General features: G+C 33.7%; 40 protein-coding genes. 39 read left to right on the forward strand and 1 reads right to left on the reverse strand.

The genetic code is table 11. From position 1 onward, the window contains the following. The first annotated feature begins 6 nt into the window (after nt 1-6). The 34 genes from rpsJ (at nt 7) to ctlX (ending at nt 20,574) form a co-directional block, all read left to right on the forward strand. Nucleotides 7-312 (forward strand): 30S ribosomal protein S10, encoded by a 306-nt coding sequence (rpsJ, locus tag ACNFIH_RS15525; protein WP_007803605.1) that lies wholly within the window; start codon nt 7-9, stop codon nt 310-312. A 406-nt stretch (nt 313-718) separates the two neighbouring features. Then, the gene (gene rplC, locus ACNFIH_RS15530; protein WP_035650463.1) at nt 719-1,336 is read left to right on the forward strand and encodes a 50S ribosomal protein L3; all 618 of its coding nucleotides are present in this window, start codon (nt 719-721) and stop codon (nt 1,334-1,336) included. Then, nucleotides 1,336-1,965 carry a 50S ribosomal protein L4 gene (rplD, locus tag ACNFIH_RS15535; protein WP_229354988.1) on the forward strand — a complete coding sequence of 210 codons (630 nt, stop codon included), beginning with the start codon at nt 1,336-1,338 and terminating at the stop codon, nt 1,963-1,965. The genes rplC and rplD overlap by 1 nt, the downstream gene beginning before the upstream one ends. 7 nt (nt 1,966-1,972) lie before the next feature. Further along, entirely contained in the window at nt 1,973-2,263 is a 291-nt protein-coding gene (rplW, locus tag ACNFIH_RS15540; RefSeq protein ID WP_012022489.1) for a 50S ribosomal protein L23, read from the forward strand. Nucleotides 2,264-2,272: 9 nt separating this feature from the next. Then, a complete protein-coding gene (gene rplB, locus ACNFIH_RS15545) occupies nt 2,273-3,097 on the forward strand; it encodes a 50S ribosomal protein L2 (RefSeq protein ID WP_035650459.1) in 825 nt (274 codons plus the stop codon). A 6-nt stretch (nt 3,098-3,103) separates the two neighbouring features. Continuing rightward, nucleotides 3,104-3,382, forward strand: a complete 279-nt coding sequence (rpsS, locus tag ACNFIH_RS15550; RefSeq protein ID WP_008464288.1) for a 30S ribosomal protein S19 — start codon at nt 3,104-3,106, stop codon at nt 3,380-3,382. Nucleotides 3,383-3,388: 6 nt separating this feature from the next. Further along, entirely contained in the window at nt 3,389-3,802 is a 414-nt protein-coding gene (rplV, locus tag ACNFIH_RS15555; protein ID WP_007803631.1) for a 50S ribosomal protein L22, read from the forward strand. A 5-nt stretch (nt 3,803-3,807) separates the two neighbouring features. Further along, complete coding sequence (gene rpsC, locus ACNFIH_RS15560) at nt 3,808-4,569, forward strand: 30S ribosomal protein S3 (RefSeq protein ID WP_007803635.1); 762 nt, start codon at nt 3,808-3,810, stop codon at nt 4,567-4,569. A gap of 19 nt (nt 4,570-4,588) precedes the next feature. Further along, nucleotides 4,589-5,014 carry a 50S ribosomal protein L16 gene (gene rplP / locus ACNFIH_RS15565; RefSeq protein WP_017495016.1) on the forward strand — a complete coding sequence of 142 codons (426 nt, stop codon included), beginning with the start codon at nt 4,589-4,591 and terminating at the stop codon, nt 5,012-5,014. A 12-nt stretch (nt 5,015-5,026) separates the two neighbouring features. Then, complete coding sequence (rpmC, locus tag ACNFIH_RS15570) at nt 5,027-5,218, forward strand: 50S ribosomal protein L29 (RefSeq protein WP_008464297.1); 192 nt, start codon at nt 5,027-5,029, stop codon at nt 5,216-5,218. Between the two features lie 17 nt (nt 5,219-5,235). Continuing rightward, nucleotides 5,236-5,496, forward strand: a complete 261-nt coding sequence (gene rpsQ / locus ACNFIH_RS15575) for a 30S ribosomal protein S17 (RefSeq protein ID WP_007803646.1) — start codon at nt 5,236-5,238, stop codon at nt 5,494-5,496. Nucleotides 5,497-5,498: 2 nt separating this feature from the next. Then, the gene (gene rplN / locus ACNFIH_RS15580) at nt 5,499-5,867 is read left to right on the forward strand and encodes a 50S ribosomal protein L14 (RefSeq protein WP_007803649.1); all 369 of its coding nucleotides are present in this window, start codon (nt 5,499-5,501) and stop codon (nt 5,865-5,867) included. An 11-nt stretch (nt 5,868-5,878) separates the two neighbouring features. Then, complete coding sequence (rplX, locus tag ACNFIH_RS15585) at nt 5,879-6,193, forward strand: 50S ribosomal protein L24 (protein WP_026727873.1); 315 nt, start codon at nt 5,879-5,881, stop codon at nt 6,191-6,193. A gap of 2 nt (nt 6,194-6,195) precedes the next feature. Continuing rightward, nucleotides 6,196-6,747: a 50S ribosomal protein L5 gene (gene rplE / locus ACNFIH_RS15590; protein ID WP_012022484.1), complete on the forward strand. Its 552-nt coding sequence runs from the start codon at nt 6,196-6,198 to the stop codon at nt 6,745-6,747. Nucleotides 6,748-6,750: 3 nt separating this feature from the next. Next, complete coding sequence (rpsN, locus tag ACNFIH_RS15595; RefSeq protein ID WP_031456037.1) at nt 6,751-7,020, forward strand: 30S ribosomal protein S14; 270 nt, start codon at nt 6,751-6,753, stop codon at nt 7,018-7,020. Nucleotides 7,021-7,125: 105 nt separating this feature from the next. Beyond that, complete coding sequence (rpsH, locus tag ACNFIH_RS15600) at nt 7,126-7,524, forward strand: 30S ribosomal protein S8 (RefSeq protein ID WP_008464306.1); 399 nt, start codon at nt 7,126-7,128, stop codon at nt 7,522-7,524. An 18-nt stretch (nt 7,525-7,542) separates the two neighbouring features. Next, nucleotides 7,543-8,085, forward strand: coding sequence for a 50S ribosomal protein L6 (rplF, locus tag ACNFIH_RS15605; protein ID WP_035650454.1), 543 nt, complete (start codon nt 7,543-7,545; stop codon nt 8,083-8,085). 11 nt (nt 8,086-8,096) lie between these two features. Next, nucleotides 8,097-8,447, forward strand: coding sequence for a 50S ribosomal protein L18 (rplR, locus tag ACNFIH_RS15610; RefSeq protein ID WP_035650451.1), 351 nt, complete (start codon nt 8,097-8,099; stop codon nt 8,445-8,447). A 3-nt stretch (nt 8,448-8,450) separates the two neighbouring features. Then, the gene (gene rpsE / locus ACNFIH_RS15615; RefSeq protein WP_085950926.1) at nt 8,451-8,975 is read left to right on the forward strand and encodes a 30S ribosomal protein S5; all 525 of its coding nucleotides are present in this window, start codon (nt 8,451-8,453) and stop codon (nt 8,973-8,975) included. Nucleotides 8,976-8,987: 12 nt separating this feature from the next. Next, on the forward strand, nt 8,988-9,170 hold the full coding sequence (gene rpmD, locus ACNFIH_RS15620) for a 50S ribosomal protein L30 (protein WP_017495010.1): 183 nt from the start codon (nt 8,988-8,990) through the stop codon (nt 9,168-9,170). Between the two features lie 11 nt (nt 9,171-9,181). Beyond that, nucleotides 9,182-9,634 carry a 50S ribosomal protein L15 gene (rplO, locus tag ACNFIH_RS15625; protein ID WP_142452007.1) on the forward strand — a complete coding sequence of 151 codons (453 nt, stop codon included), beginning with the start codon at nt 9,182-9,184 and terminating at the stop codon, nt 9,632-9,634. 12 nt (nt 9,635-9,646) lie between these two features. Beyond that, a complete protein-coding gene (gene secY / locus ACNFIH_RS15630) occupies nt 9,647-10,993 on the forward strand; it encodes a preprotein translocase subunit SecY (protein ID WP_035650446.1) in 1,347 nt (448 codons plus the stop codon). Between the two features lie 7 nt (nt 10,994-11,000). Beyond that, complete coding sequence (gene infA, locus ACNFIH_RS15635; protein WP_007136545.1) at nt 11,001-11,216, forward strand: translation initiation factor IF-1; 216 nt, start codon at nt 11,001-11,003, stop codon at nt 11,214-11,216. 12 nt (nt 11,217-11,228) lie between these two features. Then, the gene (ykgO, locus tag ACNFIH_RS15640) at nt 11,229-11,345 is read left to right on the forward strand and encodes a type B 50S ribosomal protein L36 (protein WP_002987490.1); all 117 of its coding nucleotides are present in this window, start codon (nt 11,229-11,231) and stop codon (nt 11,343-11,345) included. Between the two features lie 2 nt (nt 11,346-11,347). Then, nucleotides 11,348-11,722, forward strand: a complete 375-nt coding sequence (gene rpsM / locus ACNFIH_RS15645; protein WP_012022478.1) for a 30S ribosomal protein S13 — start codon at nt 11,348-11,350, stop codon at nt 11,720-11,722. Nucleotides 11,723-11,730: 8 nt separating this feature from the next. Beyond that, nucleotides 11,731-12,114 (forward strand): 30S ribosomal protein S11, encoded by a 384-nt coding sequence (gene rpsK, locus ACNFIH_RS15650; RefSeq protein ID WP_007803677.1) that lies wholly within the window; start codon nt 11,731-11,733, stop codon nt 12,112-12,114. Nucleotides 12,115-12,205: 91 nt separating this feature from the next. Further along, nucleotides 12,206-12,811, forward strand: coding sequence for a 30S ribosomal protein S4 (gene rpsD / locus ACNFIH_RS15655; protein WP_426483831.1), 606 nt, complete (start codon nt 12,206-12,208; stop codon nt 12,809-12,811). Between the two features lie 21 nt (nt 12,812-12,832). Next, nucleotides 12,833-13,825 carry a DNA-directed RNA polymerase subunit alpha gene (locus tag ACNFIH_RS15660; protein ID WP_026109818.1) on the forward strand — a complete coding sequence of 331 codons (993 nt, stop codon included), beginning with the start codon at nt 12,833-12,835 and terminating at the stop codon, nt 13,823-13,825. A gap of 62 nt (nt 13,826-13,887) precedes the next feature. Continuing rightward, the gene (gene rplQ / locus ACNFIH_RS15665; protein WP_426483832.1) at nt 13,888-14,379 is read left to right on the forward strand and encodes a 50S ribosomal protein L17; all 492 of its coding nucleotides are present in this window, start codon (nt 13,888-13,890) and stop codon (nt 14,377-14,379) included. A gap of 244 nt (nt 14,380-14,623) precedes the next feature. After that, the gene (carA, locus tag ACNFIH_RS15670) at nt 14,624-15,742 is read left to right on the forward strand and encodes a glutamine-hydrolyzing carbamoyl-phosphate synthase small subunit (RefSeq protein WP_035650443.1); all 1,119 of its coding nucleotides are present in this window, start codon (nt 14,624-14,626) and stop codon (nt 15,740-15,742) included. A gap of 101 nt (nt 15,743-15,843) precedes the next feature. After that, nucleotides 15,844-17,136, forward strand: a complete 1,293-nt coding sequence (gene eno / locus ACNFIH_RS15675) for a phosphopyruvate hydratase (protein WP_035650440.1) — start codon at nt 15,844-15,846, stop codon at nt 17,134-17,136. 156 nt (nt 17,137-17,292) lie between these two features. After that, complete coding sequence (locus ACNFIH_RS15680) at nt 17,293-18,570, forward strand: citrate synthase (RefSeq protein WP_142452005.1); 1,278 nt, start codon at nt 17,293-17,295, stop codon at nt 18,568-18,570. Between the two features lie 63 nt (nt 18,571-18,633). After that, entirely contained in the window at nt 18,634-19,548 is a 915-nt protein-coding gene (locus tag ACNFIH_RS15685; protein ID WP_035650437.1) for a dimethylarginine dimethylaminohydrolase family protein, read from the forward strand. Nucleotides 19,549-19,638: 90 nt separating this feature from the next. After that, on the forward strand, nt 19,639-20,574 hold the full coding sequence (gene ctlX / locus ACNFIH_RS15690) for a citrulline utilization hydrolase CtlX (RefSeq protein WP_426483833.1): 936 nt from the start codon (nt 19,639-19,641) through the stop codon (nt 20,572-20,574). Nucleotides 20,575-20,651: 77 nt separating this feature from the next. Here ctlX and ACNFIH_RS15695 read toward each other — a convergent pair whose 3' ends face one another. Then, on the reverse strand, nt 20,652-21,278 hold the full coding sequence (locus ACNFIH_RS15695) for a MarC family NAAT transporter (RefSeq protein WP_035650433.1): 627 nt from the start codon (nt 21,276-21,278) through the stop codon (nt 20,652-20,654). 152 nt (nt 21,279-21,430) lie between these two features. Here ACNFIH_RS15695 and ACNFIH_RS15700 point away from each other — a divergent pair, with 152 nt between their 5' ends. The 5 genes from ACNFIH_RS15700 to ACNFIH_RS15720 all read left to right on the forward strand — a co-directional run bounded on the left by ACNFIH_RS15700 (nt 21,431) and on the right by ACNFIH_RS15720 (nt 26,900). Beyond that, complete coding sequence (locus ACNFIH_RS15700) at nt 21,431-21,796, forward strand: CoA-binding protein (protein ID WP_035650431.1); 366 nt, start codon at nt 21,431-21,433, stop codon at nt 21,794-21,796. 151 nt (nt 21,797-21,947) lie between these two features. Continuing rightward, a complete protein-coding gene (gene recR / locus ACNFIH_RS15705; RefSeq protein ID WP_142452001.1) occupies nt 21,948-22,568 on the forward strand; it encodes a recombination mediator RecR in 621 nt (206 codons plus the stop codon). A 72-nt stretch (nt 22,569-22,640) separates the two neighbouring features. After that, entirely contained in the window at nt 22,641-23,432 is a 792-nt protein-coding gene (locus tag ACNFIH_RS15710) for a polysaccharide biosynthesis/export family protein (RefSeq protein WP_426483834.1), read from the forward strand. Nucleotides 23,433-23,460: 28 nt separating this feature from the next. Next, nucleotides 23,461-25,905 (forward strand): polysaccharide biosynthesis tyrosine autokinase, encoded by a 2,445-nt coding sequence (locus ACNFIH_RS15715; RefSeq protein ID WP_426483835.1) that lies wholly within the window; start codon nt 23,461-23,463, stop codon nt 25,903-25,905. 11 nt (nt 25,906-25,916) lie between these two features. Continuing rightward, a complete protein-coding gene (locus ACNFIH_RS15720) occupies nt 25,917-26,900 on the forward strand; it encodes an SDR family oxidoreductase (protein ID WP_426483836.1) in 984 nt (327 codons plus the stop codon). Nucleotides 26,901-26,927 lie beyond the last annotated feature (27 nt).

Here is a 26,927-nt window from a genome sequence, read left to right on the forward strand (position 1 = left end):
AAGAAAATGAGTCAAAAAATCAGAATAAAACTAAAATCTTACGATCACATGTTGGTAGATAAATCTGCTGAAAAGATCGTAAAAACAGTAAAAACTACTGGAGCAGTTGTAACAGGTCCTATTCCGTTGCCAACTCACAAAAAACTTTTCACTGTGTTACGTTCTCCGCACGTTAACAAAAAAGCGAGAGAGCAATTTGAAGTAATGTCATACAAGAGATTGATTGATATTTATTCATCTTCATCTAAAACTATTGATGCTTTAATGAAACTTGAATTGCCAAGTGGAGTAGAAGTAGAGATAAAAGTATAATTTTTTTTATATTTTTTTATATAAAAAGCGAGGCATTTCTGTCTCGCTTTTTTTGTTTTTAAAGATGATTTTGATTTGCTGATTTTTTAAATGTTTTACGATTTTTATAGTCTTTTGGATTCTTGTAAAGTCCTTTGTTTTAAGGTGGTTCGGAAGATTTTTGTTTGAGTTTTATTAAGTAATTGTTAAGTCTGAATTGTCTAAAGATTAAAAAAAATGTTTAAAATTTTGAGATGATCAAAGTTGTTTTTGGTGTCATTTTGGAGCTTGGATTTTGATTATGAGCGATTTAATTTTTATAAGCGTTTGGTATATTCAATTTTAATGTCTACTTTTGCACTCCCTGTTTGGAAATTTCTGTTATTTTCAAATTGAAGGGAATTTTAGTAATTAATAATTAATATTTATGTCTGGGTTAATTGGTAAGAAAATCGGCATGACTAGTATTTTTGATGAAAACGGGAAAAACATTCCTTGTACAGTAATCGAAGCTGGTCCATGTGTTGTTACCCAAGTCAGAACCAAAGGTGTTGACGGGTACGAAGCGTTGCAACTTGGTTTCGATGACAAAAACGAGAAACATTCTACTAAAGCGGCTTTAGGTCACTTTAAAAAAGCTGGAACTGTTGCTAAGAAAAAAGTCGTTGAATTCCAAGATTTCGCAACTGAACAAAAATTAGGAGATCTTATTGATGTTTCTATTTTTGAAGAAGGAGAATTTGTAGATGTACAAGGTGTGTCTAAAGGTAAAGGTTTCCAAGGTGTTGTTAAACGTCACGGTTTTGGTGGTGTTGGACAAGCTACTCATGGTCAGCACAACCGTTTAAGAGCGCCAGGTTCTGTAGGAGCTTCTTCTTATCCATCTAGAGTATTCAAAGGAATGCGTATGGCTGGAAGAATGGGAGGAGAAAATGTAAAAGTTCAAAACCTTAGAGTTTTAAAAGTAGTTGCTGAAAAGAACCTACTTGTTGTTAAAGGGTGTATTCCTGGGCACAAAAACTCTTACGTAATCATTCAGAAGTAATGGAAGTAAAAGTATTAGATTTCAACGGAAAAGATACTGGAAGAAAAGTTCAACTTTCTGATTCAGTATTCGCAATTGAACCAAACAATCACGCAGTATATCTTGATGTTAAGCAATATCTTGCTAATCAAAGACAAGGTACTCATAAAGCTAAAGAAAGAGCTGAAGTAACTGGAAGTACGCGTAAGATTAAAAAACAAAAGGGAACGGGTACTGCTCGTGCAGGAAGCGTTAAAAATCCTTTGTTTAAAGGTGGAGGAACAGTTTTCGGACCAAGACCAAGAAGTTATTCATTCAAATTGAATAAAAACTTGAAAAGATTGGCAAGAAAATCAGCTTTCTCAATTAAAGCAAAAGAGTCAAATATTGTTGTTCTTGAAGACTTTAATTTTGAAGCGCCAAACACTAAAAATTTCATTAACGTTTTGAAAGCTTTAGGGTTAGAAAATAAAAAATCTCTATTTGTATTGGGTGAGTCAAATAAAAATGTATATTTGTCGTCACGTAATTTAAAGGCTTCAAGCGTCGTAACTAGCTCAGAATTAAGCACTTACGCAATATTAAACGCTAATAATTTAGTGCTTTTGGAAGGTTCTTTAGAGTTAATTGAAGAAAATTTAAGTAAATAATAGGAATATGAGCATCATTATCAGACCTATAGTAACGGAAAAAGTAACCAAAGAAAGTGAAGTTCTAAACCGTTTTGGATTCGTTGTTGACAAAAAAGCGAACAAAGTTCAGATTAAGAAAGCTGTTGAAGCTGCTTATGGAGTAACTATCGTTTCTGTTAACACTATGAATGTGAGACCAGACAGATCTACTAAATACACTAAAAGTGGTTTAATCAGTGGAAAGACAAATGCAATTAAAAAAGCGATTGTTCAAGTACAAGAAGGAGAAACAATTGATTTTTACAACAATATCTAAGATAGAAAAATGTCAGTAAGAAAATTAAAACCTATTACCCCAGGTCAGCGATTTAGAGTTGTGAATGGTTATGACGCCATTACAACTGATAAGCCGGAACGCTCTTTGATAGCGCCGATAAAAAACTCTGGAGGTAGAAATAGTCAAGGAAAGATGACCATGCGTTATACGGGTGGTGGTCACAAGCAGAGATATCGTATTATTGATTTCAAAAGAACTAAAGACGGAATTCCGGCTACAGTGAAATCAATCGAATACGATCCAAATCGTACTGCATTTATCGCTTTATTAGCTTACGCTGATGGAGAGAAAACTTATGTAATTGCTCAAAACGGATTGAAAGTTGGTCAGAAATTAGTTTCTGGTCCAGAATCTCAACCTGAAATTGGTAATACATTACCTTTAAGCAGAATTCCTCTTGGAACTGTTATATCTTGTATTGAGTTACGTCCAGGACAAGGAGCTGTTATTGCTCGTTCAGCTGGAACTTTTGCTCAGTTAATGGCAAGAGACGGGAAATATGCAACAATTAAAATGCCATCTGGTGAAACAAGATTAATCTTGTTAACTTGTTCGGCTACAATTGGAGCTGTTTCTAACTCTGACCACCAATTAGTTGTATCTGGTAAAGCAGGTAGAACAAGATGGTTAGGAAGAAGACCTAGAACTAGACCAGTAGCGATGAACCCAGTTGATCACCCTATGGGAGGTGGTGAAGGACGTTCTTCTGGAGGGCACCCACGTTCAAGAAACGGATTGCCAGCTAAAGGTTACAGAACTCGTTCTAAGAAAAACCCGAGTAACAAGTATATCGTAGAACGTAGAAAGAAATAATAAGATATGGCACGTTCATTAAAAAAAGGACCTTTCGTTCATTATAAATTAGACAAGAAAGTTCAGGAAAACGTAGAAAGTGGTAAAAATGCAGTTGTTAAGACTTGGTCTAGAGCTTCAATGATTACTCCAGATTTCGTTGGACAAACTATCGCAGTTCATAACGGTCGTCAATTTGTACCAGTTTACGTAACAGAAAACATGGTAGGTCACAAATTAGGAGAGTTTTCACCAACTAGATCTTTTAGAGGTCATGCTGGAGCAAAAAATAAAGGTAAAAAATAAGAAGCAATGGGAGTTCGTAAAAGAGAAACAGCAGATGCGAGAAAAGAGGCTAATAAGTCTATTGCTTTCGCAAAATTGAATAACTGCCCTACTTCACCTAGAAAAATGCGCTTAGTAGCGGACTTGGTAAGAGGTCAGAAGGTAGAAAGAGCACTTAACATTTTAAGATTCAGTTCTAAAGAAGCTTCAAGAAAATTAGAAAAACTATTATTGTCTGCAATCAACAACTGGGAGCAAAAAAATAGTGAAGGTAATTTAGAAGAAGCTGGATTATTTGTTAAAGAGATCAGAGTAGATGGTGGAATGATGTTAAAAAGACTTCGTCCAGCTCCACAAGGTCGTGCACACAGAATCAGAAAACGTTCGAATCACGTAACAATCGTGCTTGGAGCTATCAATAACACACAAAGCAATTCTTAAGCAGCATGGGACAAAAGACAAATCCAATTGGAAATAGACTTGGTATCATCAGAGGATGGGACTCAAACTGGTATGGTGGAAATGATTACGGTGATAAATTAGCCGAAGATCACAAAATCAGAAAGTATATCCATGCTCGTTTATCAAAAGCTAGTGTATCAAAAGTAATCATCGAGAGAACTTTGAAACTTGTAACCGTTACTATCACTACTGCTAGACCTGGTATTATTATCGGAAAAGGTGGGCAAGAGGTAGACAAGTTAAAAGAAGAACTTAAGAAAGTTACTGACAAAGAGGTTCAAATCAACATCTTTGAAATTAAAAGACCTGAGTTAGATGCTTATCTTGTGGCGACAAGCATCGCTCGTCAAATCGAAAGCCGTATTTCTTACAGACGTGCAATCAAAATGGCTATTGCTGCTTCTATGCGTATGAACGCTGAGGGTATCAAAGTTTTGATTTCTGGACGTTTGAATGGTGCTGAGATGGCGCGTTCGGAAGGTTTCAAAGAAGGTAGAATTCCTCTATCAACTTTCAGAGCTGATATTGATTATGCTTTGGCTGAAGCTCATACTACTTACGGTAGAATGGGTATCAAAGTATGGATCATGAAAGGTGAGGTTTACGGAAAAAGAGATCTTTCTCCACTTGCAGGAATGGATAAAAAACAATCTGGAACTGGTGGTGGTAAAGGTGGAGATTCTCCAAGAGGAGATAGAAAACCTTTTAACAAAGGTGGTAAACCAGACGCTCGTAAAAGAAAGTAAATTTTTAAACTAAAGAAAAATGTTACAGCCTAAAAGAACAAAATACCGTAAGGTACAAAAAGGTAAGATGAAAGGTAACTCTCAAAGAGGGCATGAACTTTCTAATGGAATGTTTGGTATTAAATCTGTACATGAAGATGGAATGTTCTTAACTTCTCGTCAAATCGAAGCTGCACGTATCGCTGCAACTCGTTACATGAAGAGAGAGGGACAATTATGGATTAAAATATTTCCAGACAAACCTATCACTAAGAAACCTCTTGAAGTACGTATGGGTAAAGGTAAAGGAGCAGTTGAGTATTGGGCTGCTGTTGTTAAACCAGGAAGAATTATGTTTGAAGTTGGAGGAGTTCCGTTGTCAGTTGCAAAAGAGGCTTTACGTCTTGCGGCTCAGAAACTTCCGGTAAAAACTAAATTCGTCGTTGCTAGAGATTTCGAAGCATAATTTATATTTATTATGAAACAATCAGAAATAAAAGATCTTTCTGCAGCGGAGTTGCAAGAAAAGCTTAGTCAAACTAAGAAAGTATATGCTGACCTAAAAATGGCTCATGCTATTTCTCCAATTGCTAACCCACTTCAAATTAGAAGCGTTAGAAGAACAGTTGCAAGATTAGCTACAGAGTTAACTAAAAGAGAGTTACAATAATTGTATTCTGCTGAAAGATGGAAGAAAAAAGAAATTTAAGAAAAGAAAGAATAGGTGTTGTTACTTCAAATAAAATGGATAAGTCTATTGTTATTGCTGAAGTAAGAAAAGTAAAACACCCATTATACGGTAAGTTCGTGTTGAAAACAAAGAAATATGTTGCACACGACGAAACAAACGACTGTAACATTGGAGATACTGTAAGAATTAGCGAAACGCGTCCTTTAAGTAAAACAAAATGTTGGAGATTAGTTGAAATCTTAGAAAGAGCTAAATAATTATGGTACAACAGGAATCAAGACTAAAAGTAGCAGATAACACGGGAGCTAAGGAAGTTTTAACTATCCGTGTTTTAGGAGGTACCAAAAGAAGGTATGCCTCTGTTGGTGACAAGATTGTAGTATCTATTAAAGATGCAACTCCAAACGGAAACGTTAAAAAAGGAGCTGTTTCAACTGCAGTTGTTGTACGTACCAAAAAAGAAGTGAGAAGAGCTGATGGTTCTTATATCCGTTTCGATGACAATGCATGTGTTCTTTTGAACGCTGCAGGGGAAATGAGAGGAACTCGTGTTTTTGGTCCGGTAGCAAGAGAACTTCGTGAAAAACAATTCATGAAAATTGTATCATTAGCACCAGAAGTGCTTTAATTCGTTTTAAGATGATAAAGCTAAAAATAAAATCAGGAGATATCGTAAGAGTTATTGCTGGAGACCATAAAGGTGCTGAAGGTAAAGTTCTACGTGTTTACCGTGAGAAAAATAAAGCGATAGTTGAAGGTGTAAACATGGTTTCGAAACATACAAAACCAAGTGCTAAAAACCCTCAAGGTGGTATCGTTAAGAAAGAGGCTTCTATTCAAATTTCTAACATTGCTTTAATTGATCCTAAAACTAAGGAAACAACTAGAGTAGGTATTAGAGTAGAAGGAGATAAGAAAGTAAGATTTTCAAAAAAATCTAATCAAGTACTATAGTAATGGCATATACACCTAGACTAAAAGAAGAATATAAGAGTAGAGTAATCTCTGCTCTTAAAGAAGAGTTCGGATATACAAACGTAATGCAAGTTCCTAAACTTGAAAAAATCGTTTTGAGCCGTGGAGTTGGTGCAGCTGTATCTGATAAAAAACTTATTGACTATGCAGTTGATGAGTTGACAAAGATCACTGGACAAAAAGCAGTATCTACAATTTCTAAGAAAGACGTTGCGTCTTTCAAATTAAGAAAAGGGATGCCTATTGGAGCAAAAGTAACTTTACGTGGTGAAAGAATGTATGAGTTTTTAGATAGACTTATTACTTCTGCTTTACCGCGCGTTAGAGATTTTGGTGGTATTAAAGCTACTGGTTTCGACGGAAGAGGTAACTACAATCTTGGAGTTTTAGAGCAAATCATTTTCCCTGAAATTGATATTGACAAAGTAAACAAAATTTCAGGAATGGATATTACATTTGTTACTACTGCAAAAACAGACAAGGAAGCAAAGTCATTATTGGCTGAATTAGGATTACCTTTTAAAAAGAATTAAGACATGGCTAAAGAATCAATGAAAGCCCGTGAGGTGAAAAGAGAGAAAACGGTAGCTAAGTATGCTGAAAAAAGAAAAGCTTTATTAGAAGCTGGAGATTATGAAGGCTTACAAAAATTACCTAAAAATGCTTCACCAGTTCGTTTACACAATCGTTGTAAATTAACAGGAAGACCTAGAGGTTATATTCGTCAATTTGGTATTTCACGTGTAACTTTCCGTGAAATGGCTAATAATGGATTAATTCCAGGAGTTAAAAAAGCGTCTTGGTAATCTCGCAATAAGTTATTACTTTTGCAAACCAAAAAATAATTTTTAATTGATTAAAGGTTCGGGAGACGAGTGTCTCCCGAAAACCATAATCGCAATCAAATACATATGTATACAGATCCTATTGCAGATTATTTGACTAGAGTTCGTAACGCTGTGGCTGCAAACCACAAAGTTGTTGAAATTCCAGCTTCTAATCTTAAAAAAGAAATAACTAAGATCTTATTTGATCAAGGTTATATCTTAAGTTACAAATTTGAACAGAACACTGTACAAGGTTCTATCAAAATTGCTTTGAAGTATGATAAAGATACTAAAGAGCCTGTAATCAAAGATATCCAAAGAATTAGTAAACCTGGTTTACGTAAGTACGCAGGTGCTGCCAAATTACCTAGAATCCTTAATGGATTAGGAATTGCTATTGTTTCTACATCAAAAGGTTTGATGACAGGAAAACAAGCTAAGCAATTAAATGTAGGTGGTGAAGTAATTTGTTACGTATACTAATTTTAAACACTAGATAAGATGTCAAGAATAGGTAAAAGCCCAATTGTAATCCCTGCTGGTGTAACTGTTGAAGTTAAAGACGGTATTATTACAGTAAAAGGAAAAAAAGGTCAACTAGTTCAGGAGTTTTCGGACGTAAATGTAACTGTTGAAGGCGATCAAGTTTTAGTAGAAAGATCGTCTGATCATAAAGACCATAGAGCAAAACACGGATTATTCAGATCTTTGATCAGTAATATGGTTGTTGGTGTATCTGAAGGTTTCACAAAAGAACTAGAATTAGTTGGAGTTGGTTATAGAGCTTCAAACCAAGGTCAAAAATTAGATTTAGCTCTTGGATATTCTCACAATATTGTTTTAGAAATTGCTCCAGAAGTAGCTTTAGAAACAATATCTGAAAAAGGTAAGAACCCTATCGTAAAATTAACATCATTTGATAAACAACTTTTAGGTCAAGTTGCTGCGAAAATCAGAGGTTTCCGTAAGCCAGAGCCATATAAAGGAAAAGGTGTTAAATTTGTGGGTGAAGTATTAAGAAGAAAAGCAGGTAAATCAGCTTAAAAAATAAGATTATGTCATTAACAAAATCTGAAAGAAGACAGAGAATTAAATTCAGAATTAGAAAATCGGTTAGTGGTTCTGCTGCAAGACCAAGACTTTCTGTTTTTAGAAGTAATAAAGAAATTTACGCTCAAATCATTGATGATGTAAATGGAGTTACTATATTAGCTGCATCTTCTAGAGAAAAAGAAATAGGAAAAGGTACTAACGTTGAAGTAGCTGCTGCTGTTGGAAAACTAGTTGCAGAAAAAGCGTTAAAAGCTGGGATTGATACCATCACTTTTGATAGAGGTGGATATTTATATCACGGTCGTATTAAATCATTAGCAGAAGGCGCAAGAGCCGCTGGACTTAAATTCTAATATATTATGTCTAAATACAAAAATGTAGAATTGGTAAAACCTAGTGGTCTTGAACTTAAAGATCGTCTAGTTAGTGTTAATCGTGTTACTAAAGTTACAAAAGGTGGTAGAGCTTTCGGTTTTTCTGCTATTGTAGTTGTAGGTGATGAAAATGGAGTAGTTGGTCACGGATTAGGAAAATCTAAAGACGTTTCTGAAGCAATTGCGAAAGCAGTAGAAGATGCTAAGAAAAATTTAGTAAAAATTCCTTTGAATGGACAATCTGTTCCTCACGAACAAAAAGGTAAATTTGGTGGTGCACGTGTGTTCTTAATTCCTGCTTCTCATGGTACAGGAGTTATTGCTGGTGGAGCTGTTCGTTCAGTTCTTGAATCAGTAGGTATTCACGACGTATTATCTAAATCTCAAGGATCATCAAATCCTCATAACGTAGTGAAAGCAACTTTTGATGCTTTATTACAAATGAGAAGCGCTCATACTGTTGCAAAACAAAGAGGTGTTTCTTTAGAAAAAGTTTTTAAAGGTTAATTCAAGGAAATTATGGCTAAATTATTAGTAAAACAAGTAAGAAGCAAAATCAACTGTCCTCTTTCTCAAAAAAGAGGTTTGGAAGCTTTAGGTCTACGTAAAATGGGACAAGTTGTAGAGCATGATTCAAATCCTGCTATCCTTGGTATGATAAACAAAGTTAAACACTTAGTTTCTGTTGAAGAAGCTAAATAACAAATACTGTTATGAATTTAAGTAACTTACAACCAGCTGAAGGATCAACGCACAATCAAAATAAAAGATTAGGTAGAGGAGAAGGTTCTGGAAAAGGTGGCACTGCTGCAAGAGGTCACAAAGGAGCAAAATCTCGTTCTGGTTATTCTAAAAAGATTGGTTTTGAGGGTGGGCAAATGCCACTTCAAAGACGTGTGCCTAAGTTTGGTTTCACAAACATCAATCGTAAAGAATACGAAGGTGTTAATTTAGATACGCTTCAATTATTAGTAGACAATGGTTTGATTACTGATTCTGTTTCTATGACAGAATTTGTTGCAAACCGTCTAGCTACCAAAAATGAAATCGTTAAGATTTTAGGTAGAGGAGAGTTGAAAGCAAAATTAAAAGTAACTGCTCACAAATTTACTGCTACTGCAAAAGCTGCTATTGAAGCTGCTGGTGGAGAGGCTGTAACAATATAATTTTTCTATTGTATGAAGAAATTTATTGAATCAATTAGCAATGTTTGGAAAATCGAAGAACTAAAGAATAGAATTCTAATTACTTTAGGATTACTTTTAGTATATCGTTTTGGAGCACACGTTACCCTTCCTGGAGTTGATGCAACTCAATTAACAGGTTTAGCAGGGCAAACTAAACAAGGTTTAGGTTCTGTCCTAGACATGTTTACAGGAGGTGCTTTCTCTAAAGCTTCAGTTTTTGCTTTAGGTATTATGCCTTATATTTCTGCATCTATTGTTGTTCAGTTAATGGGAATTGCTATTCCTTATTTGCAAAAACTTCAAAATGATGGAGAGAGTGGTAGAAAAAAGATTAATCAAATTACACGTTGGTTAACTATTGCTATTACATTGGTTCAAGGTCCAACCTATATCTACAATCTATACAGAACATTGCCTGGTAGTGCTTTTCTACTAGGCTTTAACTCACCTGAGTTTTTATTCTCTTCTGTAATCATTTTAGTTACTGGTACAATTTTTGCTATGTGGCTTGGTGAAAAAATTACTGATAAAGGTATTGGAAATGGAATTTCATTATTAATTATGGTTGGTATCTTAGCTCGTTTACCACAAGCTTTTATTCAGGAGTTTACTACGAGAGTTACCAATAACAATGGAGGGCCAATGTTGTTAGTTATTGAAATTATTTTGTGGTTATTAGTGATTATTTCTTGTGTATTGCTTACAATGGCAGTACGTAGAATCCCGGTTCAGTACGCTCGTCGTACGACTACTGGTGATTATGAGCAAGATTTAGCAGGTGGTAATAGACAATGGATTCCTTTGAAGCTAAATGCTGCTGGGGTTATGCCAATTATTTTTGCTCAGGCAATTATGTTTATACCTGCAGCTGTAGCTGGGTTATCTCAGTCAGAAACATCACAATCCATTCTTGTAGTATTTAAAGACATGTTTGGTTTTTGGTATAATTTGTTATTCGCAACTTTGATTATTGTGTTTACATTCTTTTATACTGCGATCACTGTACCGACTAACAAAATGGCTGATGACTTGAAAAGAAGTGGCGGTTTTATTCCTGGGGTTCGTCCTGGTGCTGAAACTTCAGACTTCCTTGATAAAGTGATGTCTTTAATAACTTTTCCAGGTTCTTTATTCCTTGCTTTGATTGCTGTGTTCCCAGCTATTGTAGTTAGTGTTATTGGTGTAACAGATGCTTGGGCAATGTTTTTTGGAGGTACCTCATTAATAATTATGGTTGGAGTTGCAATAGATACTATTCAGCAAATCAATTCATATTTGTTAAACAAACATTATGATGGTTTAATGAAGACTGGTAAAAATAGAAAAGCAGTAGCTTAATATATTTATGGCAAAACAATCAGCAATAGAACAAGACGGATCAATCATTGAAGCATTATCAAATGCGATGTTCCGTGTAGAGTTAGAAAATGGACATATTGTAATTGCTCATATTTCTGGTAAGATGCGTATGCATTACATCAAATTATTACCTGGTGATAAAGTGAAACTAGAAATGAGTCCTTATGATTTGTCAAAAGCAAGAATTACTTATCGATATTAAAGGATAATTACTATGAAAGTTAGAGCATCAGTAAAAAAGAGAAGTGCCGAGTGCATTATCGTGCGTAGAAAAGGGAGACTGTACGTAATAAACAAAAAGAATCCTAGATTTAAACAAAGACAAGGATAATTATGGCAAGAATAGCAGGGGTAGATATCCCAAAAAACAAAAGAGGTGTTATCGCACTTACCTACATCTTTGGATTAGGAAAAAGTAGAGCTATTGAGATTTTAGAAAAAGCTCAAGTAAGCCAAGATAAAAAAGTTCAAGATTGGAATGATGACGAGATCGGAGCAATTCGTGATGCAGTTTCATTTTACAAAATTGAAGGAGAATTACGTTCTGAAGTTTCTTTGAACATCAAACGTTTAATGGATATTGGTTGTTACAGAGGTATCCGTCATAGATCTGGTCTTCCATTAAGAGGACAAAGAACTAAAAACAACTCTAGAACAAGAAAAGGTAAAAGAAAAACTGTTGCTAACAAGAAAAAAGCAACTAAATAATAAGTAATATGGCTAAAGCAACTGCAAAAAAACGTAAAGTTATCGTTGAATCAACGGGTGAAGCTCATATTTCTGCGACTTTCAACAATATTATCATTTCTTTGACTAATAAGAAAGGTGAAGTTATTTCTTGGTCTTCAGCTGGTAAAATGGGTTTCAGAGGTTCTAAAAAGAACACTCCGTACGCAGCTCAAATGGCAGCAGAAGATTGTAGTAAAGTAGCTCTTGAAGCAGGACTTAAAAAAGTAAAAGTTTATGTAAAAGGACCAGGAAACGGACGTGAGTCTGCTATCCGTTCTATTCATAACGGTGGAATTGAAGTTACTGAAATTATCGATGTTACTCCAATGCCTCACAACGGATGTCGTCCTCCGAAAAGACGTAGAGTTTAATACTCAAAATTATTATAGTATAACCTAGATAGAACATAGATTATCGAAGGATAAGACCTGAATTCATAATCTCTATCTTAAACAATTTAAAATGGCAAGATATACTGGTCCTAGCACAAGAATCGCCCGTAAATTTGGCGAAGCAATTTTCGGAGATGATAAATCTTTCGAAAAAAGAAATTACCCACCTGGACAACACGGGATGGCTAAAAAAAGAGGAAAAAAATCTGAGTACGCTGTTCAGTTAATGGAAAAGCAAAAAGCTAAATATTCTTACGGAATTTTAGAAAAACAATTCAAAAATTTATTCGAAAAAGCATCAGCTACTAAAGGAGTTACTGGTGAAGTTTTATTACAATTATGCGAAGCAAGATTGGATAACGTAGTTTTTAGAATGGGTATCGCTCCTTCTAGAAGAGGTGCACGTCAAATCGTATCTCACAGACACGTTACTGTAAATGGTGAAGTTGTAAATATTCCTTCTTACCACCTTAAACCTGGTGATAAAGTTGCAGTTCGTGAAAAATCTAAATCTTTAGAAGCTATCGAACGTTCTTTATCAAATTCAAGTCATGTTTATGAATGGATTACTTGGAACAATGATCTTAAAGAAGGAACTTTCGTTTCTGTACCTGCAAGACTTCAAATTCCAGAAAACATTAAAGAACAATTAATCGTAGAGTTGTACAACAAATAATAATTGACTTAGTCGAAATTTATGGCAATATTTAATTTTCAAAAGCCCGATAAAGTTATCATGATCGATTCAACCGATTTTGAAGGTAAATTTGAATTTAGACCTTTGGAACCTGGTTACGGATTGACAGTTGGTAATGCACTTAGAAGAGTTTTGCTTTCAGCGTTAGAAGGTTATGCAATTACATCTGTTCGTATCGAAGGTGTAGATCATGAGTTTTCTACTATTTCAGGTGTTGTTGAAGATGTTACCGAAATTATCCTTAATCTAAAACAAGTTCGTTTTAAACGTCAAATTGAAGATATTGATAATGAAGCAGTTACTATTTCTGTTTCTGGTAAAGATCAGCTAACGGCAGGTGATTTTCAAAAATTTATTTCAGGTTTCCAAGTTTTGAATCCAGACCTTGTTATCTGTAATTTAGATTCTAAAATCAAATTGAACTTCGATTTAACGATCGAAAAAGGTAGAGGATACGTTCCTGCTGAAGAGAACAAAAAACAGAATGCTGCAATTGGAACGATTTTTACAGATTCTATTTTTACTCCGGTAAAAAATGTAAAATATGCAATCGAAAATTTCCGTGTAGAGCAAAAAACAGATTACGAAAAATTAGTTTTTGAAATCAAAACTGATGGATCTATTAATCCTAAAGATGCTCTTACTGAAGCTGCTAAAGTTTTAATTCACCATTTCATGTTGTTTTCTGATGAAAGAATTACACTTGAGGCTGACGAAATTGCACAAACAGAATCGTATGATGAAGAGTCATTGCATATGAGACAATTGCTTAAAACTAAGCTTGTTGATATGGATTTATCTGTAAGAGCATTAAATTGCTTGAAAGCGGCTGAAGTTGATACACTTGGTGATTTAGTATCGTTCAATAAAAATGACCTAATGAAATTCCGTAATTTCGGTAAAAAATCTTTAACTGAACTTGATGAACTTGTTGCAGTTAAAAATTTGACTTTCGGAATGGATTTAGCTAAATACAAATTAGATAAAGAATAATTTACTTCATATTTTGCTCTCCATAGCGGATTGTAGCAAGATGAAGATAAAAAAAACACGTCATGAGACACGGAAAAAAATTCAACCACTTAAGCAGACAGACTGGACATAGAAAAGCTATGTTGGCTAATATGGCTTGTTCTCTTATTGAGCACAAACGTATTAACACTACTGTTGCTAAAGCTAAAGCGCTTAAACAATTCGTTGAGCCTTTAATCACTAAATCAAAAGAAGATACGACTCACAACCGTCGTATTGTTTTTGCTTACTTACGTAGCAAATATGCTGTAACTGACTTGTTCAGAGATGTAGCTGCTAAAGTTGGTGACCGTCCAGGTGGATACACTCGTATCATTAAAGTTGGAAATCGTTTGGGAGATAACGCTGATATGGCGATGATCGAACTTGTTGACTTCAATGAACTTTACAACGGAGGTAAAAAAGAAGTTAAAAAAGCTAAAAGCCGTCGTGGTAGTAAAGCAAAAAAAGCTGAAGGAACTGCTCCTGAAGCTCCAGCTGCTGAATCAGAAACGACTACAGAAGCTTCTGAATAATTATGAAAGTAATGATTCTATAAAAATCAAGGATAAACTAATTGTTAGTTTATCCTTTTTTTTTGATTTTTTTTGAAACCTTTAAAAATGTAACTTATTTAAAATGTTAGGTTTTATTTTTACGAATGAAAGTTTTAAAAAATCTTGGAAGAGCTCTTTTAAAGAAGTAAATTTGCAAAATATCTAATTACAAATGAAGCTTTTCAAGTTTCGTACACAATTAAAAAACAATACAAATTAAAGAATGAAATACACAACACGACAAAGCGCCATTTTATTACTAAGTGATGGAACTATTTTTCACGGAAAGTCTATCGGTATTAGCGGTAAAACTTTTGGTGAGGTTTGTTTTAATACTGGAATGACCGGATATCAGGAGATTTTTACAGATCCTTCTTATTTTGGTCAAATTATGGTTGCGACTAATCCGCATATTGGTAATTATGGTGTTAATGATTTAGAAGTAGAATCAGATAGCATTAAAATTGCAGGTTTGGTTTGTAAAAACTTTAGCTTTAATTATTCCAGAGAAGGTGCTTCTGGAAGTTTAGAAGATTACTTTACTAAGCAAAACCTGATTTGTATTTCTGATGTTGATACAAGAGCTCTTGTAAGTTATATTCGTGACAATGGAGCAATGAATGCTGTAATTTGTACAGATGGTACTTCAATTGAAGATTTGAAAAAGGAATTAGCAGATGTTCCAAATATGGAAGGTCTAGAACTTGCGTCTAAAGTGTCTACAACTGAACCATATTTTGTTGGAGATGAAAATGCAACTTATAAAATTTCTGCACTTGACCTTGGAATTAAAAAGAATATTTTAAGAAATCTTGCCAAGAGAGATTGCTATATTAAAGTTTTTCCATACAACTCAACTTATGAGGATTTAAATTCGTTTAATCCAGATGGATTTTTCTTGTCAAACGGGCCTGGAGATCCGGATCCTTTATTTGGAGCAATTGAAGTTGCAAAGAAAATTCTTGCTGAGGATAGACCTTTATTCGGAATTTGTTTAGGACATCAAGTAATTGGTCTTGCCAATGGTATTGAAACTTATAAAATGTTTAACGGACACCGAGGAATTAATCACCCTGTTAAAAATATTTTAACTGGTAAAGGAGAGATTACTTCTCAGAATCATGGATTTGCAGTTAAGAAAGAACAATTGGAAAATCACCCAGAATTGGAGATTACCCATGTGCATTTAAATGATGGTACTGTTGCTGGAATGAGAATGAAAAATAAGAATTGTTTTTCAGTGCAATATCACCCAGAGGCAAGTCCGGGACCACATGATTCATCTTATTTATTTGATCAATTTGTTGAGAATATAAAACTGGCTACCTCTAAAACGATGTAGTTAATAAATAAAGGTGTTTAATGTCTAGATTGCGTTTTTAGTATTAAATATTTTTATAATTTCGAAAAAAATATATAATTTATTAATAAAAAACAAAAATAATGAGTATTATAATTAAAGTTCACGCAAGACAAATTCTTGATTCTAGAGGTAATCCTACTATTGAAGTTGATGTAGTAACTGAAAATGGAGTTTTAGGTAGAGCTGCTGTTCCTTCTGGAGCATCAACTGGAGAGCACGAAGCTGTTGAATTACGTGATGGAGGTAAAGCTTATCTAGGTAAAGGTGTTTTGAATGCAGTGAACAATGTAAATACTGTTATTGCTGAAGAATTAGTTGGAACTTCTGTTTTCGAACAAAACACAATTGACCAATTAATGATTGATTTAGATGGAACTCCAAATAAATCTAAATTAGGAGCTAATGCTATTTTAGGAGTTTCTTTAGCTGCTGCAAAAGCTGCTGCTAACGAACTTGGATTGCCATTATACAGATATGTAGGTGGTGTTTCTGCTAATACATTGCCAGTTCCGATGATGAACATCATCAACGGTGGTTCTCACTCTGATGCGCCTATCGCATTTCAAGAGTTTATGATTTTCCCAGTAAAAGCAACTTCTTTTACACATGCAATGCAAATGGGAACTGAGATTTTTCACAGTTTGAAAAAAGTTTTACATGATAGAGGTTTAAGTACGGCTGTAGGTGACGAAGGAGGTTTTGCTCCAAACTTAGCAGGTGGTACTGAAGATGCTTTAGATACTATTAAATTAGCAGTTGAAAAAGCTGGATATACTTTCGGTGACGAAATTATGATTGCGCTTGACTGTGCGGCTTCTGAGTTTTATGTAAACGGTAAATACGATTATACTAAATTTGAAGGTGAAACTGGAAAAATCAGAACATCTGAAGAGCAAGCGGATTATTTAGCTGAACTTGCTGCTAAATATCCAATTATTTCTATCGAAGATGGTATGTACGAAGACGATTGGAATGGATGGAAATACTTAACTGAGAAAATTGGAAATAAAGTACAATTAGTAGGTGATGATTTATTTGTTACTAACGTTGAGCGTTTATCAACAGGTATCGAAAAAGGTATTGCTAATTCAATTTTAGTAAAAGTTAACCAAATTGGTACTTTAACTGAAACTATTGCAGCTGTAAACATGGCTAAAAACGCTGGTTACACATCTGTAATGTCTCACCGTTCTGGTGAAACTGAAGATAATACAATTGCAGATTTAGCTGTTGCTTTAAACTGTGGGCAAATCAAAACGGGTTCTGCTTCACGTTCTGATCGTATGGCTAAATACAACCAATTATTAAGAATTGAAGAAGAACTTGGAAGTACTGCTTATTTCCCTGGTTTAAACGCTTTCAAGATCAAATAATTGTAAGAGTTATATATTGAAAAGAAACCATTCGTGTTAACGAATGGTTTTTTTTTGGAGTTTTAACAAATTCATAGCAGGATTCTTTTTTTAGTTAGTCTTAAATTCCTTAGATTTGATAAATTATTATTTTATAGAATTATTTCCGATTATATTATGTCAAAAATAGCTACATTAGAAGTAGATGGTAAAAAAATTGAACTTCCGGTTATCACAGGGAGCGAAAATGAATCAGCTATCGATATCAACAAATTACGTGATTTAACTGGTATTATTACAATCGACCCAGGTTATAAAAACTCTGGATCTTGTACAAGTGAAATTACTTTCTTAGACGGAGAATTAGGAATCTTACGTTACAGAGGATATTCAATTGAAGATTTAGCTGAAAAGGCTAGTTTTTTAGAGGTATCTTATCTTTTAATTTTTGGAGAACTGCCAACAGCTGCAGAATTAGAAAACTTTGAAAATGGTATTAAAAAACATTCGTTAGTTAACGAAGAAATGAAAAATATCATTGATGGTTTCCCAAAAACAGCACATCCAATGGGTGTTTTGTCAGCTTTGACAAGCGCTTTAACTGCTTTCAACCCAAAAGCAGTAAATGTGGATAACGAAAAAGAAATGTATGAGGCAATTTGCAAAACAATGGCTAAATTTTTAGTTATTGCAACTTGGACTTACAGAAAATCAATGGGGTATCCGTTGAATTATTATGACAATACAAAAGGATATGTTGAGAACTTTATGCAATTGATGTTTCAATTGCCTACGGGACCATACAGTGCAAATCCTGTTGTTGTTGATGCATTGGATAAATTATTTATTCTTCACGCAGATCATGAACAAAACTGTTCAACTTCAACAGTAAGAATGGTTGGTTCATCTCACGCTGGTTTATTTGCTTCAATCTCTTCTGGAGTTTCTGCTCTTTGGGGACCTCTTCACGGAGGAGCAAATCAGGCTGTACTTGAAATGTTGGAAGAAATCAACAAAGATGGTGGAGATACTGATAAATTCTTGGCTAAAGCTAAAGATAAAAATGATCCTTTCCGTTTAATGGGATTCGGACACAGAGTTTATAAAAACTTTGATCCAAGAGCAAAAATCATCAAAAAAGCGGCTAAAGAAGTTTTAGAAACTTTAGGTGTTGAAGATCCAATTCTAGATATTGCTAGAAAATTAGAAACAGCAGCTCTTGAAGACGAATACTTCAAATCAAGAAACTTATATCCAAACGTTGATTTCTACTCAGGAATTATTTACAGAGCGTTAGGAATTCCAACAGATATGTTTACAGTAATGTTTGCTATCGGAAGATTGCCAGGATGGATCGCACAATGGAAAGAAATGCGTGAAAACAAAGAGCCAATTGGAAGACCAAGACAAATTTACACAGGGCATCCGTTAAGAGAATTTAAGCCTAACAAATAAAAAATAGAAAGCTTCACTTACATGTGAAGCTTTTTTTATCTTTGCTCAAAATATAATAAAGTTATGTTGCAATTAAATGTAAAGAACGAAACGTCAAGACTGCGGGCTGTAGTTTTGGGTTCAGCCGTTCATAATGGGCCAACTCCAACCTTAGAGGAAGCTTATGACCCTAAGTCATTGGAACATATTAAAGCAGGAACCTATCCGATCGAAAAAGACATGGTTGTTGAAATGGAAGCTTTTAATTCTGTTTTTCAAAAGTATGACGTTAAAGTCTATCGCCCGGAAATGATTGAGAACTACAATCAGATTTTTGCTCGAGATATTGGATTTGTAATTGATGATGTCTTTGTAAAATCAAATATACTGCCTGATCGTGAACGTGAGCTAGACGCAATTCAATATGTAATAGATCAAATTGAACCTCTAAAAGTTGTTCGTCCGCCTGAAGAAGTTCATATTGAAGGAGGCGATGTTATGCTTTGGAATGATCATATTTTTATAGGAACTTACAAAGGAAGTGATTATAAAGATTATATAACCGCAAGGACTAACATGCATGGGGTTAATTATATTAAAGAGTTGTTTCCAAATAAAATTGTAAAAGAATTTGATCTGGTTAAATCTAAACTAGAAGCCAGAGATAATGCATTGCACTTAGATTGTTGTTTTCAGCCAGTTGGAGAAAATAAAGGAATTATCTACAAAAGAGGTTTTCGTGAAGAAGCTGATTATTTATATCTAGTGAATCTTTTTGGAAAAGAAAATTTGTTTCATATCGAAAGAAATGAAATGTACAATATGTTTTCAAATGTGTTTTCAATTGATAAAAATGTTGTGGTTTCGGAGAAAAATTTCACACGCTTAAATAACTGGCTTCGTGCAAATGGTTTTACAGTCGAAGAAATTCCGTATGCCGAAATTGCAAAACAGGAAGGATTATTAAGATGTTCAACACTTCCGTTAATTAGAGACTAAAATAGTTTTTGAGGTTCAAGTTTAAGGTTTTTACAAGACGCTAAATTTTAAACTTGAAGCTTTAAACTTGAAACAAAAAAATATAAAATCATGAAACAGACAACAAATGCAATCGTGATGATTCGGCCTGTTGCATTCAGAATGAATGAACAGACCGCCGTAAATAATTATTACCAAAAAGTATTAGACGGACTTTTGCCAAGTACCGTAAATGCCAAAGCACAGCAGGAATTTGATGCTTTTGTTGAAAAACTTAGAGCGGTTGGAGTAGATGTTACAGTTATTGAAGATACTTTGGAAACAGATACTCCGGATAGTATTTTTCCAAATAACTGGGTTTCATTTCATGAAAATGGCGATGTAGCGCTTTATCCGATGTTTGCTGAAAACAGACGCCAAGAACGTCGTGAAGATATTTTGGACACTTTAGAAGAAAAGGGTTTCGAAATATCAAATATAATGGATTACACTTCTGCTGAAGATGATGGTTATTTTTTAGAAGGAACAGGGAGTCTTCTTTTAGACCGTGCTAATGCAAAAGCGTATTGCGCTTTGTCGCCTCGTGCCGATGAAGAATTATTTATTGAATTCTGTGAAGATTTTGATTATGCTCCTGTAATTTTTGAAGCTTTTCAGACTGTTGACGGAGAACGAAAACTCATTTATCATACAAATGTGATGATGTGTTTGGGCGAAACTTTTGCAGTTATTTGTGCAGATTGTATTGATGATAAAAAAGAAAGAAAAATGGTTCTTGATAATCTGAAAGATGATAAAAAAGAAATCATTTTAATTACAGAAGATCAAGTAAATAATTTTGCCGGGAATATGCTAGAAGTTAGAGGTGCAAACGATAAAAAGTATATAGTTATGAGTGCATCGGCTCATCAAAGTTTAACTGCAAAGCAAATTGCACAATTAGAAAAACACGCCGAAATTTTAAGTTCGAGCTTGGATACAATTGAAGCTTGTGGCGGTGGAAGCGCACGCTGCATGATGGCTGAAGTTTTCTTGCCAAGGAATTAAAAAAAAACAGGTTTTTAAATAAAGAAGGGATAATGCTTAAAGTTTTATCCCTTTTTTATTTTTTAAAAAGTTTTAGATTAAAAGTTTCCTTTAATAATATTTACAATAGAACTTACGATATATTGAATTCCGATAGAAATTACAATGAATCCAACTATTCGGGAAATTGCAACAATTCCTGATGCACCTAGTATGCGGGCAAGGTAATGTGCACTTTTTAGAATGGCAAAAATGCTGACTCCAATTGCTAAAATAGCAAGACATGAAATAATGATTTCATTCATTTCATGATGTTCTTGGTAAAAAGCAATTAGAAGAGAAATTGAACCTGGTCCCGCTAACATTGGAATTGCTAATGGCGTCAAGGCAATGTCGTTTCTTTGCTGTGCGTCAGTTTCAATTTTTTTATTGATTCCTCGTTTTTTATTAAATTTTCCCGAAAGCAATGAAAAGCCAGAATTCACAATTACAATTCCGCCTGCAATTCGAAGAGCATCAATGCTAATCCCAAAAAATGTCAAAACATATTGGCCGATAAAAAAAGATACCAATAAAATGATAAAAACATTTATTGCGGTCCATAGAGAAATTCTTGAACGTTCTTTTTGTGAATCGTGCTGTGTTAATCCAACGAAAATCGGCACAGTGCCAATAGGGTTTAAAACGGAAAAAAGTGCAGCAAATAAGTAAATGAATAAATCCATAAAATTTCGGTTAGTGAAGTAAAAGTAGTTATTTTTTTATATTGACAGCTAAAACGGAGTTATGATATTATTTTTTTAGAGTCAATATTCTGAATTGATAAGATAAACTAAGCTCATTCTTTTTAACTACTTTTGCACTTTAAATTAAAAAGATGAAAAATAAAAAGACATTACTCCTAGGTGCTACAACAAAACCAGATCGTTATGCATTTAGAGCTATAAATATGCTTACTCAAAAAGGGCACACAGTATTAGCAATTGGTCAAAATACTGGAGAGGTGGCTGGTGTAAAAATTCATACAAAAGCAATTCCTGTAAAAAATATCGATACAGTAACTTTATATTTGAACCCATCTCGTCAACGTGATTATTATAATTACATAATTGAAGCACAACCTAAAAGAGTAATTTTTAATCCCGGAACAGAAAATCCTGAATTATATCAATTATTGGAATTAAATAATATTGAGGTCGAAGTTGCTTGTACATTAGTTTTATTGGCTACAAACCAATATTAATCGAAAAAAAGCGTTTTAAAACTTTCCAATTGTATTGGGAAGTTTTGTTTTTTATTGGCAGATAGAAACAAGATAAATCCCTATTTCTTTTAGAGTTGAATTTAATTGTTTGAAAGATGCTGATACCGTTAAAAATGTTACTTTTGTCGTCATGGAATTTTCATCAAAATTAATAGAGAAAGCGGTTAATGAAATGTCGCAATTACCTGGTATTGGTAAGCGTACAGCTCTGCGATTAGTTCTTCATTTGCTCAAACAGCCAAAGGAGCAAACAGGCTTTTTGTCTCAAGCACTTTTAAATATGCGTGAGGATATTAAATTTTGCGAAAATTGCCATAACATTTCAGATACAAAAGTGTGTGAAATATGTGCCAATTCATCTAGAAATCATCAGACTATTTGTGTTGTTGAGGATATTCGTGATGTTATGGCTATTGAAAATACGGGTCAGTATAAAGGGATTTATCATGTGTTGGGAGGAAAAATTTCTCCAATTGAAGGTGTTGGCCCAAGTCAGTTAAATATTTCAACTTTGGTCGAAAAAGTCAAATCCGGAAAAGTTGTTGAAATCATTTTTGCATTAAGTTCAACCATGGAAGGTGATACGACCAATTTTTATATCTATAAACAAATTGCAGAATTTCAAATTATAATTTCTACGATTGCAAGAGGAATATCAGTAGGAGACGAATTGGAATATGCTGATGAAGTTACTCTCGGTAGAAGTATTTTGCATCGCGTTCCATTTGAAAAAACATTCAAGAACAATTAAATAAACCCCAATTGAAATATAGATTTTCCGAAGATTAAATGGAAAAGCTATATTTGCGATAAAATTTTAACAATGACAAAAAATAGTTTTTATATCCTGGTGCTGATTAGTATGCTTTTTACTTCATGTATTCCTATAAAAGATTTAGTATATCTGCAGGATAAAAATTCTTCTGAAGACTCAAATACTGTTGCAGTAGTTGAAACTAAGCCTTATAGGCTTCAGGTTAATGATGTTTTAAGTATTAATTTAAAAGCCATAGACCCTAAATTAGTTGCAATTTTTAATAAAACAGAGAGTACATCTCTAACAACCGGAAGATCTGAAGCTGCCTTATATTTTGACGGATTCACAGTTGATGATCATGGGAATATTCGAATTCCAATTTTAGGCGAAATAAATGTTATTGGTTATACTCTGGAAGAAGTTCGAGTGATAATTGAGAAAAAATTGCTTGAAGAATATTTTAAAACAGATGCTAATATATTTGTGACAATAAAGTTAGCGGGTTTTAGATATACAATAAATGGAGAGGTTGGAAGCACAGGTACAAAAACAATGTTTCAAGAGCATGTGAATATTATGGAAGCTGTTGCAAATGCTGGAGATATTAATACAGTGGGAGATAGAAAATCTGTGACCATAATTCGACAAACACCTACCGGAGTTCAAATGAACGAGATTGACCTTACTGATGTGAACGTCATGAAATCTCCTTACTATTACTTACAACCCAATGATTATATTTATGTCAAGCCATTGCGACAAAAAACATGGGGAACTGGGCAAACGGGAATACAGTCAATAGGTACAATTATTACTTTATTGTCACTGGCAACAACAGTGTATTTAATTATAAAATAAGAATCAAAACTAAAAATTAGGCTCGGAAATGTTAGATATAAAAGATTTGTCGATTTTTGAAAATCATTCAAGTTTTGATTTTAAAGGTATGTTGCTAAAAATTCTTAGCTATTGGAAATGGTTTTTAGTGAGTTTAATTATCGCGTTTACTATTGCATATCAGGTAAATATTCGTAAAGAAAAAATTTATGGAATGCAGACTTTGATTTCGATTAAAGAAGAAAGCAATCCTTTTTTTACCTCAAATACAAGCTTGGTTTTTAATTGGGGAGGAATTTCAGATCAGGTAAATGGAATAACAACAATATTACAGTCAAGATCTCATAATGAGTTAGTAGTTAGTAAACTTCAATATTATATTGATTACCTAACCATGGGTGAATACAATTTAATTGATGCTTATGGTAGCGTGCCATTTTATGTTGATATCGATAAATCTAGAGGGCAGCTTGCAAATACCTTGATAAAAATTAAATTTATCAGTGCAAATGTATATGAGATACATATTCCTTTTGAGAATAATTCGGTTTCATTGATTAATTATGCTGAAAATTCATATTCTAAAACAGCAGTTCAGCCTGTAGAATTTGTAAAAAGATACAAAGTTGGTGAACGCGTTTCTTTGCCTTTTTTAAATTGGGAATTGCAAATTAATGATAATCCGGGTTTGTATATAGGAAACGAGTATTTTGTCAAATTCAATGATTTTGATGGAACAGTTTCCCGTTACAAAGGTATAAGTGTTGGTTCTGATGATAAGGGCGGCTCAATTTTGACTTTGGGAATGCAAGGCACAAACAAAGCAAGACTTGTTGAGTACCTTAATTCAACAGTAAAAATGTTGATCAAAATTCAATTGGATGGGAAAAATCAATTTGCAAACAATACGATTAAATTTATTGATAGTACTTTGGTTGCTATGGAATTGCAATTAAAGCAAACAGGGAATGAGTTAAAATCATTTAGAAAAGATAAAAACATCTATGAAATAGAAGATGGAGGGGCGAAGGTTTCTGATAAAATAATGAATTTTGATGTCGAAAGAGATCAGATCGCCAGAAAAATTACGTATTATAATTCACTAAAATCGTATCTAAATAACAGTGTTGATTATTCGAGATTACCAGCACCATCAGTTGCAGGAATTGAGGACCCGAATATTGCCACAAATATTTCGAAGCTAATTGCGCTTTCAACTCAAAGGTCAGAAATGGCATATGCCGTTAAAAGCGATAAGATTTTTAAGGATTTTGATAATCAAATGGAGGCGCTTAAAAGCGTTTTGCTTGAAAATATTGTTTCTGCAAAAGCATCTCTCGTTTATGATTTATCGTTAGTAAATGCTAAAATAGGAGAAGCGGAAAATACAGTTAAAAGGTTGCCGGAAGAGCAACAGGAGCTATTGAAGATAAAAAGAAAATATGATTTAAACGACAATATTTATACAACATTTCTTCAAAAACGAAATGAAGCAGAAATTGTAAAAGCATCTAATTTATCTGATATCCATTTTATTGATCCGGCTAAAGAAATAGGAGGAGCTTTGGTAGGTCCTAAAACTTCTGTTAATTATATATTAGCGCTGTTTTTAGGAATACTGATTCCCTTATTAATTGTTTTAATGATTTTTTTTATTAATAATTCCATTCAAAACACTGAGGAACTTACAAAGTTGAGTCAAATACCAATAATTGGTGTAATCGGTGTAAATAAAGGAGGAGTTAATCTCGCTGTTTTCGATAAACCTAAATCGGCACTTTCTGAAGCTTTTAGGGCAATTCGATCTTCATTACAATTTTTGTATAAAAAACGGCAGGTAAGTGGTTCAAAAACTTTAATGATAACTTCATCAATAAGTGGTGAAGGAAAAACATTCTGTTCGATAAATATTGCAACAGTTTTTGCCTTGAGCGAAAAGAAAACGGTTATTGTAGGTTTGGATTTAAGAAAGCCAAGATTGGCAGATGAATTTAATTTAACTACTCAGACGGGAGTTGTGAATTATTTAATTAGACAAAATAATTTGAGTGAAATTACGAATTCTACAGAGGTTCCAAATCTTGATGTTATTCTTTCTGGACCAATTCCCCCAAATCCATCAGAGTTGATTTTGAGTGAAGCGATGGGAGAATTAATTGAAGAATTAAAAAATAAATACGATTATATCATTTTGGATACACCTCCTGTAGGTTTAGTTTCAGATGCATTAGAATTATCTCAATACTCAGACGTAACTTTGTATATCGTGAGACAGAATTATACTAAAAAAGATATGATAACGTTGTTGAATACCAGAGTTAAGAGAGGTGAACTAAGTAATGCAAGTATTGTTTTCAATGGATATGAAAACAAAGCAAAATATGGTTCAGCTTATGGTTACGGATATGGTTATGGAGATTATTCTAACGGATATCTGGATGAGGAAGAAAAAAAGAAATCAATAAAAACTTTTCTAAATAAATTGAAAAAATAAATTTGATTCAAATGGAAACATCAATTCAAAGGACTATTTTAATTACAGGAGGTGCGGGATTTATTGGCTCAAATTTGTGTGAATATTTTTTGAAACTTGGTGATAAAGTAGTTTGTCTAGATAATTTTTCAACTGGACATCGTCATAATTTGGATAATTTTATTGAAGATTCAAATTTTGAATTAATTGAAGGTGATATTCGCAATTTAACAGATTGTATTTTAGCCGTAAAAGGGGTCGATTATGTTTTGCACCAAGCGGCATTAGGTTCTGTTCCTCGTTCGATAAATGATCCAATAACGACAAATGATGTAAATGTTTCCGGTTTTTTAAATATGCTAGTCGCATCCAGAGATGAAAAAGTTAAACGTTTTATCTACGCTGCAAGTTCGTCAACATATGGAGATTCTGAAGGATTGCCTAAAGTTGAAGATATTATAGGGAAACCATTATCACCATACGCCATAACTAAATATGTGAATGAATTGTATGCTGAAATTTTTAGTAGAACATACGGTTTAGAAACTATTGGCTTACGATATTTCAATGTTTTTGGTCAGAGACAAGACCCGGAAGGAGCTTATGCAGCAGTAATTCCAAAGTTTGTAAAACAGTTGATAAAATATGAAAGCCCTGTGATAAATGGTGATGGAAATTATTCAAGGGATTTTACCTATATCGAAAATGTAATTCAGATGAATGACTTGGCGATTAAAATCCAAAATACTGAGGCTACTAATACAGTTTACAATACAGCATTTGGAGAACGCAATACATTGAATGATTTGGTAGAATGTTTAAAAGAATATCTTTCAGAATTTGATTCGAAAATTGCTAATGTCAAAATTATTTATCGAGAAAATAGAGCAGGAGACATTCCACATTCGTTGGCAAGTATTGATAAGGCTAAAAGTATGCTAGGTTATGATCCAAAATATTCTTTACAAGATGGTTTGAAGGAAGCGGTAAACTGGTATTGGAATAATTTAAAATAAAAATAGACTAAGTTAATAGTATAATAA

It is taken from the genome of Flavobacterium sp. 2, from assembly GCF_049949195.1.
Lineage (GTDB): Bacteria > Bacteroidota > Bacteroidia > Flavobacteriales > Flavobacteriaceae > Flavobacterium.